Origin of the sequence: Streptomyces sp. NPDC050145, from assembly GCF_044460245.1 — a bacterium.
Classification (GTDB): domain Bacteria; phylum Actinomycetota; class Actinomycetes; order Streptomycetales; family Streptomycetaceae; genus Streptomyces.
Window position 1 is genome coordinate 68,117 of sequence record NZ_JBITJS010000022.1, and the last position, 14,880, is coordinate 82,996.

The following is a 14,880-nucleotide window of genomic DNA, read 5'->3' on the forward strand; positions in this document are numbered from 1 at the left end:
GGATGTGTACGTCTATGCAGTGTGCCGCCCGATCGCCCGGGCGGCACATTCGCCTGGTCCTCAGCGGGTGCCGAGGGTCCAGCGGGGTCCGTTCGGGCTGTCCTCGATGACGAGCCCGGACTGGCCGAGCTGGTCGCGGATCGCGTCGGCGGTCGCCCAGTCCTTACGGGCCCGCGCCGACTCCCGCTGGTCGAGGACGAGGCGTACGAGGGTGTCGACGACGCCGTGCAGATCCTCGCTCCGCTCACCCTCCCCCGCCCAGTGCGCGTCCAGCGGGTCCAGGCCCAGGACGCCGAGCATGGCCCGCACCTCCGCCAGGCGGGCGACGGCGGCTTCCTTGTCGTCGGCGGCCAGCGCACTGTTGCCCTGACGCACCGCCGTGTGCACGACGGCGAGCGCGCCGGGCACGCCCAGGTCGTCGTCCATCGCCTCGGCGAACGCCGGCGGCACCTCGTCCGCCGGAGCCACCGTCCCGCCCGCGAGCTCGGTCACCCGCTGGACGAAGCCCTCGATCCGCGCGAACGCGGACTCCGCCTCGCGCAGGGCCTCCTCGCTGTACTCGATCGTCGACCGGTAGTGCGGGGTGCCCAGGTAGTAGCGCAGCACGATCGGCCGCCAGTGCTTGACCATCTCACCGACGAGCACGCTGTTGCCCAGCGACTTCGACATCTTCTCGCCCGACATGGTGACCCACGAGTTGTGGACCCAGTACTTCGCGAACTCGTCACCGAAGGCCTTGGCCTGCGCGATCTCGTTCTCGTGGTGCGGGAAGATCAGGTCGATGCCGCCGCCGTGGATGTCGAACGCGGAGCCCAGGTACTTGTGGGCCATCGCCGAGCACTCCAGGTGCCAGCCCGGACGGCCACGGCCCCACGGCGTCTCCCAGTCCGGCTCGCCCGGCTTGGTCGCCTTCCACATCGCGAAGTCGCGGGGGTCGCGCTTGCCGGAGATGCCGTCCTCGGCGGGCTGACGCATCTCGTCCAGGTCCTGGTTCGACAGCTCCAGATAACCGGGGAAGGACCGCACGTCGAAGTAGACGCTGCCGTCGGCCTCGTAGGCGTGACCGCGCTCGATCAACCCCCGCATCATCTCGATCATCTCCGGCACATGGCCGGTGGCGCGGGGCTCGTAGGTGGGCGGCAGGCAGCCGAGCGCGTCATAGGCGTCGTTGAACGCCCGCTCGTTCTCGTAGCCGATCGACCACCACGGCCGGTTCTGCTCCGCCGCCTTCTGGATGATCTTGTCGTCGATGTCCGTCACGTTCCGCACGAACGTCACGTCGTAGCCGCGGTACGTGAACCAGCGGCGCATGATGTCGAAATTCAGGCCCGAGCGGATGTGCCCGATATGGGGTGCGGCCTGCACGGTAGCGCCACACAGGTAGATCGAGACACAGCCCGGAATGAGCGGGGTGAAATCGCGGATCTGCCGGGCGCTGGTGTCGTACAGGCGAATCGTCACCCCTCCAGGGTAGTGGCCCGGCACCCATGCCAGGTCCCTCCGGGGGTGGGCGGGTGCCGCTCCCGTCTGCCGGGGCGGTTGTCGCGCGGCTGCGGGCCGGTGGGGCTTCTCGCGCCCCGCGGCGGAGCCGCTGATGTCACAGCCCCGCGCCCCTGAAATGCAGACCCTTCGGGTCGCATTTCCCCGATGAAGGCTGCGCGGAGCGCATGCCTTCAGGGGCGCGGGGAACTGCGCGACCAGCCCCCACCGGGCCACAGCCCGCGACGAGCGCGTGTCACCCCTTCGGGGAACGGACCACCAGCGCCGTTGCCACGGCCATCAGGCCTTCGTCGCGGCCCGGGAAACCGAGACCGTCCGTGGTCGCGCCGGAGACAGAGACAGGGGCCCCCGCCGCACCGGAGAGGATCGACTCCGCCTCGGCGCGCCGTTTGCCGATCTTGGGCCGGGGCCCGACGACCTGCACCGCGACATTGCCGATGACGAACCCCGCGTCCCGCACGATCCGCGCGGCCTCCGTGAGGAGGGTGAGGCCGGACGCCCCGGCCCACTCGGGCCGCGACGTACCGAAGTGCTGCCCCAGGTCGCCGAGCCCGGCGGCGGAGAACAGCGCGTTGCACGCCGCGTGGGCGACGACGTCCGCGTCGGAGTGCCCGGCGAGTCCGGGTCCCTCCCCCTCCCACTTCAGGCCGGCGCACCACAGCTCGCGGCCCTCTTCGAAGGCGTGGATGTCGGTGCCGATGCCGACCTGCGGCAGGACCACAGGGAACTCAGAACCCATCGTTGGCCCTCCTGCGGGCGAGTACGGCCTCGGCGAGGACGAGGTCCAGCGGCCGGGTCACCTTGAACGCCTCCTCGTGTCCGGGCACGAGGACGACCTGCGCGCCGAGCTTCTCGACCATGCTCGCGTCGTCGGTGACGTCGTCGGTGACGGTCTCGTGGGCGCGGACGAGGGTGGCGTGGTCGAAGCCCTGCGGGGTCTGCACGGCGCGCAGCCGGGCGCGCGCGGGCGTGGCGACGACGGGCTCGGGCGAGCCGTCGGTGGAGGGCACGACCTCCTTGACCGTGTCGGCGAGGGGCAGGGCCGGCACGACGGCCGGGGCGCCGTCCCGTACGGCCTCGATGACCGCGTCGACGGTGTCGACGGGGACGAGCGGGCGGGCGGCGTCGTGCACGAGCACGATGTCGATGCCGTCCGGCAGCGCGTCGAGGCCGAGCTTCACGGACTCCTGGCGGGTGTCGCCGCCGGGCACGACGAGGAAGTCGGTGCGCTCGGGAAGGGCGTGGTCGGCGAGGAGGCTCTTCACCTCGGCCGCGCCCTCGGGCGGTGCGACGACCACGACGAGGGTGACGGCGCGGGAGGCGGCCATGGCGCGGACGGCGTGGATGAGCATCGGGGTGCCGTTGAGCGCGCGGAGCGCCTTGGGGGCGCCGGGGCCGAGGCGGACGCCCCGGCCGGCGGCCGGGATCACGGCCGCGGTACGTGCGCCACCGGTGACGGGACGCGTTTCGTCAGACATCGCTTCCGTTCAGGTTTGTACGCTCGGGGGTGGTGGGTATGGCCACATCGTGCCGGGCGCGACGCCTTGACCGGACCCTTCCGTGACACTGGTCGAGCCAGCTGCCCGGGCCCGGCACGCCAGTACGCCGAGGTCGGCGGTGTGGGGATGCGGGGGTGTTTCGGGTACGAAACATGCCGCAGCGCCCGGCGACACCATCAGGGTCATCGGGCACCACGGCATGTTTTCGCTACGCGGCTACGGCGCGCGTCAGGACGCCAGGACCTCGTCGAGCAGGGCCTCGGCCTTGTCCTCGTTCGTGTTCTCCGCGAGCGCGAGCTCGCTCACCAGGATCTGGCGAGCCTTGGCGAGCATGCGCTTCTCGCCCGCGGACAGACCGCGCTCACGCTCCCGACGCCACAGGTCACGCACAACCTCCGCGACCTTAATGACATCGCCGGAGGCGAGCTTCTCCAGGTTTGCCTTGTAACGGCGCGACCAGTTCGTGGGCTCCTCGGCGTACGGCGCGCGCAGCACCTCGAAGACCCGGTCGAGACCGTCCTGACCGACCACATCACGCACGCCGACGAACTCCGCATTGTCCGCTGGCACACGTACCGTCAGGTCGCCCTGGGCGACCTTCAGCACCAAGTAGGTCTTGTCCACGCCTTTGATCTGACGAGTTTCGATAGCCTCGATCAGCGCGGCCCCGTGATGGGGATAGACCACGGTGTCGCCAACCTTGAACGTCATGTGACAGGTACCCCTTCCGTGGCTATCCAGGGTAACACGGAAACTGCGGGTTCTGAATGGCGTTTTCGCAGGTCAGGGCATATCTCGGGGCTTGACAACCACAACCGGAACGTGCTGCGGAGGGGTCCGGGAGGGCGGTATTCGCAGGTGGGAGCCGCTGTCCGGTGGAGCCGAAACATGGCCGTCACAGGCCTCCGAACAGGTCGCCCATGTGTCGTACGTCCCATTTTGCACGCTTCGAAGCACCACACTTCCGCTACTCCGTTCGCGGGCCATGAGTCCGTTCGAGTCGAATCCGGAATTGATCACCGTGATTCTCCGAGGCGGGTGATCGTTTTTCCTGACCGGCGCGCATTCCTTACCGGAAATCCGCGCGGGCCTCTGGACTGCGGATATGCGAATGATGAACGGGGGATGTCCTGATGCCGGCAGATGCCATTGGTGACAGTGCGGCGCGTGGGGAACACGGGGTGTTCCACCGGCGCCGGGAGGGGTCCGGGGCGGCCTAGGGGCGGGTCGGGTGCGGCGGGCGCCGGGCGGCTCGGTAACCTAAGGCCGCTGACAGACCCTTAGGGCGGCTTTACCTCCCTGTCTCACCCGAGGCACGGAGCCGCCCGCACCACCCCGTCCGCCCCCGTTCAAGGAGTTGCCGCCGCCGTGAGCAGCAGCCTTCGACGCGGCGCCCTCGCCGCCGCCGCCATCGCGTTCTCGATCGCCTCGCTCGCCGCGTGCGGTGCCGGCAACAACGCCCAGACGCTTCAGGTCAAGCCCGACAACGCAGCGGTGACGGTCGGTGACATCAAGGTCCAGAACGCGACCGTCGTCACGCAGCCGGACCTGAAGTCGCAGGGCCCGGCCGTGGTCACCGCCACGCTGTTCAACAACGGCACCAAGGCGCAGACCCTCGACGCGATCACCGTCGACGGTGTCGGCAAGACCGCGAAGCTGACCGGCGCCAAGGGCGGCTCGAAGATCACCGTCCCGGCCGGCGGTTCCGTCGTCCTCGGCGGCGAGGGCAACGCCACCGCCGAGCTGCCCAACAGCCGCACCGCGGTCCTGGACGGCAACGCGCAGGCCGTCACCTTCCGCTTCAGCGGCGCCGGTGACGTGAAGCTGAAGGCGTTCGTGGTGCCGGCCGAGTCCTACTTCGAGAAGTGGGGCCCGAGCGAGATCCCGGCGACGCCGTCCGCGCCCGCCTCCTCCCCGGCCGGCAAGCAGTCGCAGTCGCCCTCCGGTGAGGCCACCGCGCCGTCCCAGTCGGCGTCCGGCTCCCCCGCGGGCTCGGAGAGCCCGGCCGCCGGTCACTGAGCAGGGCTGCACAAACGTCTAGGGCGGGAACCTTGGTTATCGGTTCCCGCCCTTGGCGGTTCTGAGCCTACGGCTCGAACTTTTGGCGCGCCCCTCAAGGGGCTTCCTGCTTCACCGCGCCGCGCCCCGACTTCTCGGGGTCTTACCAGCGCTCCACAAGCGTTTCACCTCTCCGTCCACCCGACGGCGAGGAACACTCAGCGTAGCCTCTTCAGGACTCAGGGTTCAAACTTGTAGCCCAGGCCGCGCACCGTGACCAGGTACCGGGGCGCGCCCGGGTCGGGCTCGATCTTGGCGCGCAGGCGCTTCACGTGGACGTCCAGGGTCTTGGTGTCGCCGACGTAGTCCGCGCCCCAGACCCGGTCGATGAGCTGCATACGGGTCAGCACGCGGCCCGCGTTGCGCAGCAGCATCTCCAGGAGGTCGAACTCCTTGAGCGGGAGGTCGACCTTGGACCCGGAGACGGTGACGACGTGCCGGTCCACGTCCATGCGGACGGGTCCGGCCTCCAGGGCCTGCGGAGCGACCTCCTCCGGCTCCCCGCGGCGGCGCAGGACGGCCCGGATGCGGGCCACCAGTTCGCGCGAGGAGAAGGGCTTGGTCACGTAGTCGTCGGCTCCTATCTCCAGGCCGACGACCTTGTCGATCTCGCTGTCCTTGGCGGTCACCATGATGACCGGCACGTTCGAGCGGCCGCGCAGCTGACGGCAGACCTCGGTGCCGGGCAGGCCCGGCAGCATCAGGTCGAGCAGCACGAGGTCGGCGCCGTTGCGCTCGAACTCGTCCAGGCCGTCGGGCCCGGTGGCCGCGATGGCGACCTCGAAGCCCTCCTTGCGGAGCATGTAGGACAGGGCGTCGGAGAAGGACTCCTCGTCCTCTACGACGAGCACTCGGGTCACGGAAGGACCTCCGGGGCAGGGGTGGATGCGTATGCGGTGGTGCTGTCGGGCCCGTGTGCGTCGTCTTCGTCGCGTACGTTTCCGGGGCCTGAGGCGGTGGTCTTGCGGGGACCGGGGGAGCCGGCCGCGGCCTCGGGGAGCCGCAGCGTGAAGGTGGAGCCCTGTCCCTCGGAGCTCCACACGGTGACCTCCCCGCCGTGCGAGGCGGCCACGTGCTTGACGATGGCGAGGCCGAGGCCGGTGCCGCCGGTGGCGCGGGAGCGGGCGGGGTCGACGCGGTAGAAGCGCTCGAAGACGCGCTCCTTGTCCTTGTCGGAGATGCCGATGCCCTGGTCGGTGACGGCGAGCTCGATGAGGTCTCCGCCGGGTGCGGTGACCCGGCGGGCGGCTATCCCGACGCGGGTGCGGGCGGGCGAGTAGTTGACCGCGTTCTCGACGAGGTTGCCGAGGGCTGCGGCGAGCTGGCCGCGGTTGCCCCACACGTTGAGGTCGGCGGTGCCGCCGGCGGCCATGGTGATCTGCTTGCTGGCCGCCTGCTGGCGGCAGCGGTCCATGGCCTCGGCGACGAGTTCGTCGACGCGGACCGGCTCGGCGTCCTCCAGCGGGTCGTCGTTCTGCACCCGGGAGAGGTCGATGAGTTCCTGGACGAGGTTGGTGAGGCGGGTGGCCTCGATCTGCATGCGGCCGGCGAAGCGCTCGACGGCCTCGGGGTCGTCGGAGGCGTCCATGACGGCCTCCGAGAGGAGGGAGAGGGCGCCGACCGGGGTCTTCAGCTCGTGGCTCACGTTGGCGACGAAGTCGCGGCGTACGGCCTCGATGCGCCGGGCCTCGGTGAGGTCCTCGACGAGGAGGAGCACGAGGCGGGAGCCGAGCGGGGCCACGCGGGCGGACACGGCGAGGGCGTCGCCCCGGCCGGTGCCGCGGCGCGGGAGGTCCAGCTCGACCTGGCGTATCTCTCCGTCGCGGCGGGTGTCGCGGGCCATCTGCAGCATCGGTTCGACGGCGAGCTTGCCGCCGCGTACGAGGCCGAGGGCGTAGGCGGCGGAGCTGGCCTTGACCACGCTGTCCGCCTCGTCGAGGACGACGGCGGAGGAGCGGAGCACGGACAGGACCGTGTCGACGCCGGGCGGAAGGACCGGGTCCGTGTGCAGGGAGGTGCGGGTGGGGCGTTTCTGGTCGCGTTCGCTCCAGCGAAACGCCAGCATGGCGATGACACCGGTGCACACCCCGGCGATCGCTGCCGCTGCGGCGACCGCCGCGTTCACGTCCATGTCTTCAGGTTATGCGCGGTCAGCGGGTGTCCCACAGCCGTCCGGGTGGCAGCTCGAACACTCGTCGCCCAGAGTTCACCTTGGGTACGGGGCTGATTCACTTGTGGTGCCGGATCCCGACGCGTACTGGGCCGAACGTGGGAGCGTGGGGCTGCCCCGGCCCCACGGACAGATGAGAGGGACGTTCGTATGCGTGACGCGTACCACGAGGAACTTGACTCGATCGGCGAGGGCCTGGTCGAGATGGCCCGCCTTGTCGGGTCGGCGATCGGGCGCGCCACCACGGCCATGCTCGACGCCGACCTCAAGCTCGCCGAGACCGTGATCGCCGCCGACCAGAAGGTGGACGATCTGCAGCACGAGCTGGAGGCGCGGGCCATAGCGCTGCTCGCCCGCCAGCAGCCGGTGGCGACGGATCTGCGGATCGTCGTGACGTCGCTGCGGATGAGCGCGGACCTGGAGCGCAGCGGCGACCTGGCCCAGCACGTGGCGAAGCTGACCCGGCTGCGGTTCCCGGACCGTGCCGTTCCGCACGACCTGCACGCGACGATCCTGGAGATGGGGCAGCTGGCGCAGCGCCTGATGGCGAAGGCGGCCGAGGTCATCATCACCAAGGACGTCGATCTGGCGATGCAGCTGGAGCAGGACGACGACGAGATGGACCTGCTGCACCGCACGCTCTTCCAGCACCTGATGGACGAGAAGTGGAAGCACGGCATCGAGACGGCCGTGGACGTGACGCTGCTCGGCCGCTACTACGAGCGGTTCGCGGACCACGCGGTGTCGGTGGCCAAGCGGGTCGTGTACCTGGTGACGGGCGAGCACGCGGACGAGCTGCAGCAGGCGGAGTCGTCGGTGGACGGCGCCTGACCGAGCGCACCGAGGACGAGGGTGAGGGCCCGCACGCACGGCGTGCGGGCCCTCACCTTTCTCGTACGCGGTGCTTCCGCGGTGGTGCGGGGCGGGTCAGCCGCTGCAGCCGCCGCACTGGCAGGGCGCGCCCGACTGGCAGCCGCAGCCGCAGCCCGAGCCGCAGCCGCAGGCGCCGAGCAGCACGAGCTCGGGTACGGGGCGGATCGTTTCGACGGACGCTTCGGGGGTCTGGTCGGGCCTGGGGGACTCGGCAGCCATCGGTTTCCCTCCTCGGTGGCCTCCGCGTTGGAGTACCTCTCCCATTGCATGCCCCGCCCGGGCGGCGCATCAACGGCGCACATGGGCGCGGAGGTCCGGCCGCCGCACTCCCCGCGCGGAAACCCCCTCCTCAGTTGTCGGGGGCATGCCTTACGCTGCCGTCCAGCGGCCGCGCCCCGGTTCTCCGGACGTCGCGCGGCGCTCTCATCTCCCGGCCATCCACCGGGCTTTCATCGTGGGGGTACACGACTGTGCGCACGCGCAGCATCTCTGCCGCGACAGCTGTCGCGGTGCTTTTCGGTTCAGCGGCGCTGGGCCTCGGCGCCGCCGGTTCCGCCTCGGCCGCCACGGCGGCCGTGACCTCGCCCGGCGGTTTCGTCGTGGACGCCGCCCTGGGGCGGGTCTTCGCCGGTGACCACACGGGCGGCAGGATCGTCGCCGCGGACTTCTCGGGCGCGCTCGTCGACGCGGTGGCGGGCGTCGGCGACGTCAGCGACCTGGCCGTCTCCGACGACGGGGCGACGCTGTACGCGGCGCTGCGCGACGACCACGAGATCGTGGCGCTGGACGCGGCCACGCTCGACGTCGTCAAGCGCTGGGCGATCCCGACGGACACCGGTCCGACGCATGTCGCGTTCAGCGCCGGCAAGGTCTGGTTCACGTACGGGGATCAGTGGGACGGGGACCTCGGCTCGGTCGACCCGGCGGTGGATCCGGCGAGCGGCGCCGATCCGGTGGCGATGACGCTGTTCCCCACCGAGGGGACCTCCATCGGCATCTGGGGCCAGGGTCTGCTCGACACGGACCCGTCGCAGCCGGGCGTCCTCGCGGTCGGTGAGACCGGCATCTCCACGGACTCCATGGCGGTGCTCGACGTGTCGGGCGAGAAGCCGTCGGCGGTCGCCTACTACGGCGGCGACTACCGGCTCAACAGCGGCATCGGTGACATCGACCTGGTGCCCGGCGGCCGTGAGGTGCTGGTCAACGGTTCGGTGCGGGACGCGTACGAGGGCGGGCAGTTCAGCGAGGCCGGCGCCTATCCGGGCGGGCAGCTCGCGGACGTCGCGCCGAACGGGCTGGTCGCGCAGGCCACCGGCACGAAGGTGGTCACGTACCGGCCGAACGCGAGCAAGGCCCTGCACACGTACTCCCTGAGCGCCGCGGCGGCCGCCCTGCGCTGGGCCCCCGATCTGTCCCGCGTGTTCGCGCTGGTCCCGAGCGGCAGCGGCTACGCCGTGAAGGCGCTCACCGACCCGGCGCTCAACAGCCCGACGCTCACGGTCAGCGCCCCGGCCACGGCGACCCGCGCCAAGGAGCTCACCGTCACCGGGAAGCTCTCCGCCTCCGAGCCGCTGCCGACCGGGGTGAAGCTCACCGTCACCCGCACCGACATCAGCTCGCCGAACGGCAAGGCGCTCGCCTCCGTCACGCCGAAGGCCGACGGCACGTACTCCTTCAAGGACACCCCGCCGGCCGGTGGCACGGTCACCTACAAGGTCGCGTACGCGGGCGACGCCGGGCACTCGGCGGTCAGCGCGAGCGACAAGGTGTCCGTCTCGCGCAGCGCCACGAGCCTGAGCCTCAACAACAGCGGCAAGGTGTACTCGTACGGCGCCGACGTGAAGTTCACGGCGCACCTCGGCACGACGTACCAGAACCGAAAGGTCGAGATCTGGGCCAATCCGTACGGCGGCGACAAGCCGAACAAGCTGATCGCGTCGGGGACGGTGAACTCCAGCGGGAACTTCTCCGCGACCGTCGACATGAAGCGCGACACCACCGTCTCGGCCGTCTTCGCGGGCGACGCGCGCTACGCGCCGAAGACCGTGAAGGTGAGCGCGTACGCGCGCGTGAGTGTGTCCACGTCCGTGACCAAGCACTACAAGCGGGCCACGATCGGCTCGCACTCCTACTACTGGTTCCACAAGAGCACGTCCCCGGTGGTCACGACGACGATGAGCTACTACAAGGGCCGTTCGCAGCGTCTCGACCTCGAGGTCTACTCGGGCGGCACCTGGTACAAGTCCGGCTCGCAGTACTTCGCGCTGGGCACCACGGGGAAGTCGACCGTGAGCCTGGGCGCGCCGGGGCAGTCCGGGATCAAGGCGCGGGTCCGTTCCGTGTACGTCAACGGGTCGTCCGGGGACGACGTGAACTCCACGACGTACAGCTCCTGGAAGTACCTGTACTTCTCCAACTGACGTACTGACGCGCCGCTTTGGGAGCGGGGTGGAGGGGAGCGGGGGCCCGGGGTGCCGGACCGTCGGCGCCGCCGACGCATTACGGTGACCGGGTGCCCGCCCCTCCCGCCTCCTCCGCGCCCTCCGCCTCCTCCGCCCTGCTGCTCTGCGCCGACCCGCTGCGCCCCACCGCCTCCGACCCGCACTTCGCGGCGCAGGCCGCGGCCGCTCGGGAGGCCGGGGCGGCGGTCGCGTTCCTCGACCACGACGCTCTGCTCGCGGGCCGGGCCGACGAGGCCGTACGGCGGGTCCCGCGCGATCTGGGTCCGGCCTGGTACCGGGGCTGGATGATCCCGGCGGCGGCCTACGCGGCCCTCGCGACGGCCCTGGCCGGCCGCGGCACCCGGCTCCTGACGACCCCGGCCATGTACCGCACCGCGCACGAACTCCCCGGCTGGTACGCCGCGTTCGCCGGCCTGACCCCGTCCAGCGCGTACGCCCCCTGCGCCCCGCACGAGCCCCCGGACCCCTCCGCGCTCGCCTCGCTCACCGCGGCGCTCCCCTCCGGCGCGGGGCTGGTCAAGGACTACGTGAAGTCCCGCAAGCACGAATGGGACGAGGCCTGCTTCCTCCCGGACCTCGCCGACACGGCGGCCGTGCACGGCGTGGTGAGCCGCTTCGTCGAGCTCCAGGGCGACGACCTGACGGGCGGCATCGTGCTCCGCGCCTTCGAACCGTTCGACCGCGCGGTGGGCGAGGCCCGCGTCTGGTGGCTGGACGGCGCGCCCGTCCTCACGACCCCGCACCCGGACACCCCGACCCTCCACCCCGCTCCCCCGCTGGACGCACTGCGCCCCCTGGTCGCCGCCCTCCCCTGCCGCTTCGTCACGACCGACCTGGCCCTCCGCGCCGACGACGGCACCTGGCGCCTGGTGGAACTGGGCGACGCCCAGGTCTCCGACCTCCCGCCCGACACGGCCCCGGCCCGCCTGCTCACCCCGCTCCTCCGCGTGGGCCCCGTATGACGGGGCGGACGCCTGTCACCGTGGAGCTGCTGCCCGGCCCGAGCGCGGCCCGGTCGGCGTCCGCGATCCTCTCCGTCTACGCCGAGGTCTTCGCGGAGCCCCCGTACGACGAGCCCGCCGACGCCCTCGCGGCAGCCGCCGCCCGCTTCCCCGCCCAGACCACCCGCCCCGGCTTCCTGGCCGCCCTGGCCACCACGTCCACCGGCGAACCGGTCGGCATGGCCTACGGCCACGCGGTCCCCCCGGACACCCCGTGGTGGGACGAACTGAACGAACCGGTCCCCGCGTCGATGCGCCACGAGGACGGCCGGCGCACCTTCGGCCTGATGGAACTGGCGGTCCGCGCCCCGTGGCGGGGCCAGGGCATCGCCCGCCACCTCCACGACACCCTGCTGACCGACCTCACGGCCGAACGTCTCCTCCTGAACGTCCACCGCTCCGCCACCGCGGCATCCGCGGCCTACCGCTCCTGGGGCTACCGCAAGATCGGCGACTCCGGCCCCTTCGGCCCGCGCGCGGACCGGTACGAGGTCATGCTCCTGGAGCGGCCTGGCTGACGACGGCCTCGGGCCGCAGCCGGAGTTCCTGCACCTGATAGCAGTCCGAGTAGAGGGTGGCGACGACTGCGCCGCACCCGCACACCAGGTTCGGACCCCACTCCCCGTCCATGCCGCAGCAGTAGCCGCGACGCAGCGCCAGGTCGGGGTGGGGCTCCAGGCCGAGGCCGTCGCCGGGGTGGAGCACCACGGAACCCTTCGGCCCCGACTCCACCAGCAGGCCGGAGGGTTCGTCCAGGACGTACGGCGGCCCCGAGGGCTCCGGGTCGATCGCGAACGTGCCCGGGGCCATCCGCACGATCGGGCTGTCGCAGTGCCCGTTCTCGTCCGTGGCCGAAGCCTCCGGCCGGTACCACTCCTCGTCGCGGTCGTGGTCCGGCAGCGGCCGCTCCGTCACCGCCGGTGTGACGCCGCGGCCGCAGCCACGGCAGTGGAAGACCGTCGTCACGGCGTCCCCTTCATGAAGGCCCCCTGAAACACGGGAAACCCCCGCCGGTGATCCGGCGGGGGCCCGCTTGCTTGTTGCCCTGGTTACTTCTTGCCCTGGTTCTTGACCGCTTCGATCGCGGCCGCGGCCGCGTCGGGGTCGAGGTAGGTGCCGCCCGGCTTCAGGGGCTTGAAGTCGGCGTCCAGCTCGTAGGAGAGGGGGATGCCGGTGGGGATGTTCAGGCCCGCGATGTCCGCGTCGGAGATGCCGTCGAGGTGCTTGACCAGGGCGCGCAGCGAGTTGCCGTGGGCCGCGACCAGAACCGTGTGGCCGTCCAGGAGGTCCGGGACGATGGCGTCGAACCAGTACGGGAGCATGCGGACGACGACGTCCTTGAGGCACTCCGTCTGCGGGCGCAGCTCCGGCGGGAGGGCCGCGTAGCGCGGGTCGTCGAACTGGGAGTACTTGTCGTCGCGGTCCAGGGCCGGCGGCGGGGTGTCGTACGAGCGGCGCCAGAGCATGAACTGCTCCTCGCCGAACTCGGCGAGGGTCTGCGCCTTGTCCTTGCCCTGGAGGGCGCCGTAGTGGCGCTCGTTCAGCCGCCACGAGCGGTGGACGGGGATCCAGTGGCGGTCCGCGGACTCCAGGGCCAGCTGGGCCGTGCGGATCGCGCGCTTCTGGAGGGAGGTGTGCAGTACGTCGGGGAGCAGGCCGGCGTCCTTGAGCAGCTCACCGCCGCGGACCGCCTCCTTCTCGCCCTTCTCGGTGAGGTTGACGTCCACCCAACCGGTGAACAGGTTCTTCGCGTTCCATTCGCTCTCGCCGTGGCGGAGGAGGATCAGCTTGTACGGTGCGTCGGCCATGGCCCCGAGCCTAATCGACCGCCATTCGAGCCGCCGATTGACGGTAGCCGTCAATTCGGTGGCCGCCTCACGGACCCCGGCCGTAAGTTACGGAGACCGATCTTGCCACTTACCCACACCCCGGGGGATGCACCCATGTCCGTCGCCGCGCTCAGACGTGCCGCAAGGGAGTCCGTGTCCGGACTGCCGAGGGAGTTCTGGTGGCTGTGGACCAGCACCCTGGTCAACCGACTCGGCGCTTTCGTCCTCACGTTCCTCGCCCTGTACCTGACGGCCCAGCGCGGTTTCTCCGCTTCGTACGCGGGTCTGGTCGCCTCCCTGATCGGGCTCGGCGGGGTCATCGCCACGGTGCTCGGCGGGGTGCTCGCGGACCGGCTCGGACGCCGCCCGACCCTGCTCACCGCGCAGCTCGCGACGGCCGCGACGGTCGCCGTCCTCGCCTTCGTGCGCGACCCGGTCGGGATCGCCGTCACGGGCTTCGCGCTGGGCCTCGCCTCGAACGCGTCGCGGCCCGCGATCCAGGCGATGATGGCCGACATCGTGCCCCCGCACGACCGGGTGCGGGCCTTCTCCCTCAACTACTGGGCGATCAACCTCGGGTTCGCGGTCTCCTCCGTGTACGCCGGTTTCCTCGTCGCGCAGAGCTACACGCTCGGTTTCCTCGTCGAGGCCGGCATGACGCTGGCCTGCGCGCTGGTCGTGTTCGTGAAGGTGAAGGAGTCGCGGCCCGAGCAGACCGTCCGCGCGGCCGGTGAGGCCGGGCCCGCGTCCGCGCCCGCTCCCGTCACGATGGGCACCGTGCTGCGCGACGGCCGCTTCATGCTGATGGTCGGCCTGTCCTTCCTCGTCGCCGTGATCTTCACGCAGAGCTCGGTGGGCCTGCCGATCGTGATGGGCGAGAACGGGTTCACCAGCTCGGACGTGGGCCTGGTCGCCGCCGTGAACGGGGTGGTGATCGTCGCCCTGCAGATCCCGCTGACCCGGTTCATCGAGCGCCGCGACCCGGGCCGCCTGCTCACTGTCTCCTCGCTCCTCATCGGCTACGGCTTCGCGCTGACCGCGTTCGCCGGCTCGCTGGCCGCGTACGCGCTGACCGTCGTCGTGTGGACGCTCGGCGAGATGGTGAACGCGCCGACGCAGTCGGGGCTCGTCGCCCGGCTCGCGCCCGCCGAGGGCCGCGGCCGCTACCAGGGCGTCTACTCGACGTCCTGGTCGGCCGCCGCGCTCGTCGCCCCGCTCGCGGGCGGCTGGGTCCTCGACTCGGCGGGGGCCGGCTGGCTGTGGGGCGGCTGCGCGGCCCTCGGCACGGTCACGGCGGCCGGGTACTGGGTGCTGATGCGCGGACTGCCCGGGCAGCTCCCGGACGAGCCCGCCGCGGACCCGGTGCCGGCGACTCCTGCTGTCGCGGCGCCCGCCGCGGAGAACGCCCCGGCCTGACCCGGCGCTTCGGGCGGTGGGCACGAGGCCGCACCAAGGCGGCGCGGGGGCTGAGGCATCGGGGAGATGCGA

The 14,880-nt window shown here is 71.4% G+C and carries 15 protein-coding genes; 6 read left to right on the plus strand and 9 right to left on the minus strand.

What is annotated here, in order from left to right:
- Positions 1 to 60: 60 nt before the first annotated feature.
- The 4 genes from cysS to ACIBTU_RS34015 all read right to left on the minus strand — a co-directional run bounded on the left by cysS (position 61) and on the right by ACIBTU_RS34015 (position 3,710).
- Positions 61 to 1,461, minus strand: a complete 1,401-nt coding sequence (cysS, locus tag ACIBTU_RS34000) for a cysteine--tRNA ligase (protein ID WP_399130532.1) — start codon at positions 1,459 to 1,461, stop codon at positions 61 to 63.
- Positions 1,462 to 1,735: 274 nt separating this feature from the next.
- A complete protein-coding gene (ispF, locus tag ACIBTU_RS34005) occupies positions 1,736 to 2,239 on the minus strand; it encodes a 2-C-methyl-D-erythritol 2,4-cyclodiphosphate synthase (protein WP_399130533.1) in 504 nt (167 codons plus the stop codon).
- Positions 2,229 to 2,978 (minus strand): 2-C-methyl-D-erythritol 4-phosphate cytidylyltransferase, encoded by a 750-nt coding sequence (ispD, locus tag ACIBTU_RS34010; protein ID WP_399130534.1) that lies wholly within the window; start codon positions 2,976 to 2,978, stop codon positions 2,229 to 2,231. The genes ispF and ispD overlap by 11 nt, the downstream gene beginning before the upstream one ends.
- 249 nt (positions 2,979 to 3,227) lie before the next feature.
- Positions 3,228 to 3,710 (minus strand): CarD family transcriptional regulator, encoded by a 483-nt coding sequence (locus ACIBTU_RS34015; RefSeq protein ID WP_003953493.1) that lies wholly within the window; start codon positions 3,708 to 3,710, stop codon positions 3,228 to 3,230.
- 657 nt (positions 3,711 to 4,367) lie between these two features.
- Between ACIBTU_RS34015 and ACIBTU_RS34020 the strand changes: the two genes are divergently transcribed.
- Positions 4,368 to 5,018, plus strand: coding sequence for a DUF461 domain-containing protein (locus ACIBTU_RS34020; protein ID WP_399130535.1), 651 nt, complete (start codon positions 4,368 to 4,370; stop codon positions 5,016 to 5,018).
- Positions 5,019 to 5,236: 218 nt separating this feature from the next.
- Here the strand turns inward: ACIBTU_RS34020 and ACIBTU_RS34025 are convergent, their stop codons facing one another.
- Together ACIBTU_RS34025 and ACIBTU_RS34030 are read right to left on the minus strand one after the other, a co-directional pair.
- Entirely contained in the window at positions 5,237 to 5,917 is a 681-nt protein-coding gene (locus ACIBTU_RS34025; protein ID WP_018527980.1) for a response regulator transcription factor, read from the minus strand.
- On the minus strand, positions 5,914 to 7,188 hold the full coding sequence (locus ACIBTU_RS34030; protein ID WP_399130536.1) for a sensor histidine kinase: 1,275 nt from the start codon (positions 7,186 to 7,188) through the stop codon (positions 5,914 to 5,916). The genes ACIBTU_RS34025 and ACIBTU_RS34030 overlap by 4 nt, the downstream gene beginning before the upstream one ends.
- A gap of 189 nt (positions 7,189 to 7,377) precedes the next feature.
- On the opposite strand from ACIBTU_RS34030, the gene phoU reads away from it, so the two are divergent.
- Complete coding sequence (gene phoU / locus ACIBTU_RS34035) at positions 7,378 to 8,058, plus strand: phosphate signaling complex protein PhoU (protein WP_399130537.1); 681 nt, start codon at positions 7,378 to 7,380, stop codon at positions 8,056 to 8,058.
- A 96-nt stretch (positions 8,059 to 8,154) separates the two neighbouring features.
- Here the strand turns inward: phoU and ACIBTU_RS34040 are convergent, their stop codons facing one another.
- The gene (locus tag ACIBTU_RS34040) at positions 8,155 to 8,319 is read right to left on the minus strand and encodes a hypothetical protein (protein WP_399130538.1); all 165 of its coding nucleotides are present in this window, start codon (positions 8,317 to 8,319) and stop codon (positions 8,155 to 8,157) included.
- A gap of 290 nt (positions 8,320 to 8,609) precedes the next feature.
- Between ACIBTU_RS34040 and ACIBTU_RS34045 the strand changes: the two genes are divergently transcribed.
- The 3 genes from ACIBTU_RS34045 to ACIBTU_RS34055 all read left to right on the plus strand — a co-directional run bounded on the left by ACIBTU_RS34045 (position 8,610) and on the right by ACIBTU_RS34055 (position 12,081).
- Positions 8,610 to 10,520, plus strand: a complete 1,911-nt coding sequence (locus ACIBTU_RS34045) for an Ig-like domain repeat protein (RefSeq protein ID WP_399130539.1) — start codon at positions 8,610 to 8,612, stop codon at positions 10,518 to 10,520.
- Positions 10,521 to 10,612: 92 nt separating this feature from the next.
- Positions 10,613 to 11,524 (plus strand): ATP-grasp domain-containing protein, encoded by a 912-nt coding sequence (locus tag ACIBTU_RS34050; protein WP_399130540.1) that lies wholly within the window; start codon positions 10,613 to 10,615, stop codon positions 11,522 to 11,524.
- Complete coding sequence (locus ACIBTU_RS34055; RefSeq protein ID WP_399130541.1) at positions 11,521 to 12,081, plus strand: GNAT family N-acetyltransferase; 561 nt, start codon at positions 11,521 to 11,523, stop codon at positions 12,079 to 12,081. The genes ACIBTU_RS34050 and ACIBTU_RS34055 overlap by 4 nt, the downstream gene beginning before the upstream one ends.
- On the opposite strand, the gene ACIBTU_RS34060 is transcribed toward ACIBTU_RS34055, so the two are convergent.
- Positions 12,056 to 12,529, minus strand: coding sequence for a hypothetical protein (locus tag ACIBTU_RS34060; RefSeq protein WP_399130542.1), 474 nt, complete (start codon positions 12,527 to 12,529; stop codon positions 12,056 to 12,058). The genes ACIBTU_RS34055 and ACIBTU_RS34060 overlap by 26 nt on opposite strands.
- Before the next feature lie 83 nt (positions 12,530 to 12,612).
- Complete coding sequence (locus ACIBTU_RS34065; protein ID WP_399130543.1) at positions 12,613 to 13,371, minus strand: phosphoglyceromutase; 759 nt, start codon at positions 13,369 to 13,371, stop codon at positions 12,613 to 12,615.
- 135 nt (positions 13,372 to 13,506) lie between these two features.
- Here ACIBTU_RS34065 and ACIBTU_RS34070 point away from each other — a divergent pair, with 135 nt between their 5' ends.
- Positions 13,507 to 14,808, plus strand: a complete 1,302-nt coding sequence (locus ACIBTU_RS34070; RefSeq protein WP_399130544.1) for an MDR family MFS transporter — start codon at positions 13,507 to 13,509, stop codon at positions 14,806 to 14,808.
- Positions 14,809 to 14,880: the final 72 nt, after the last annotated feature.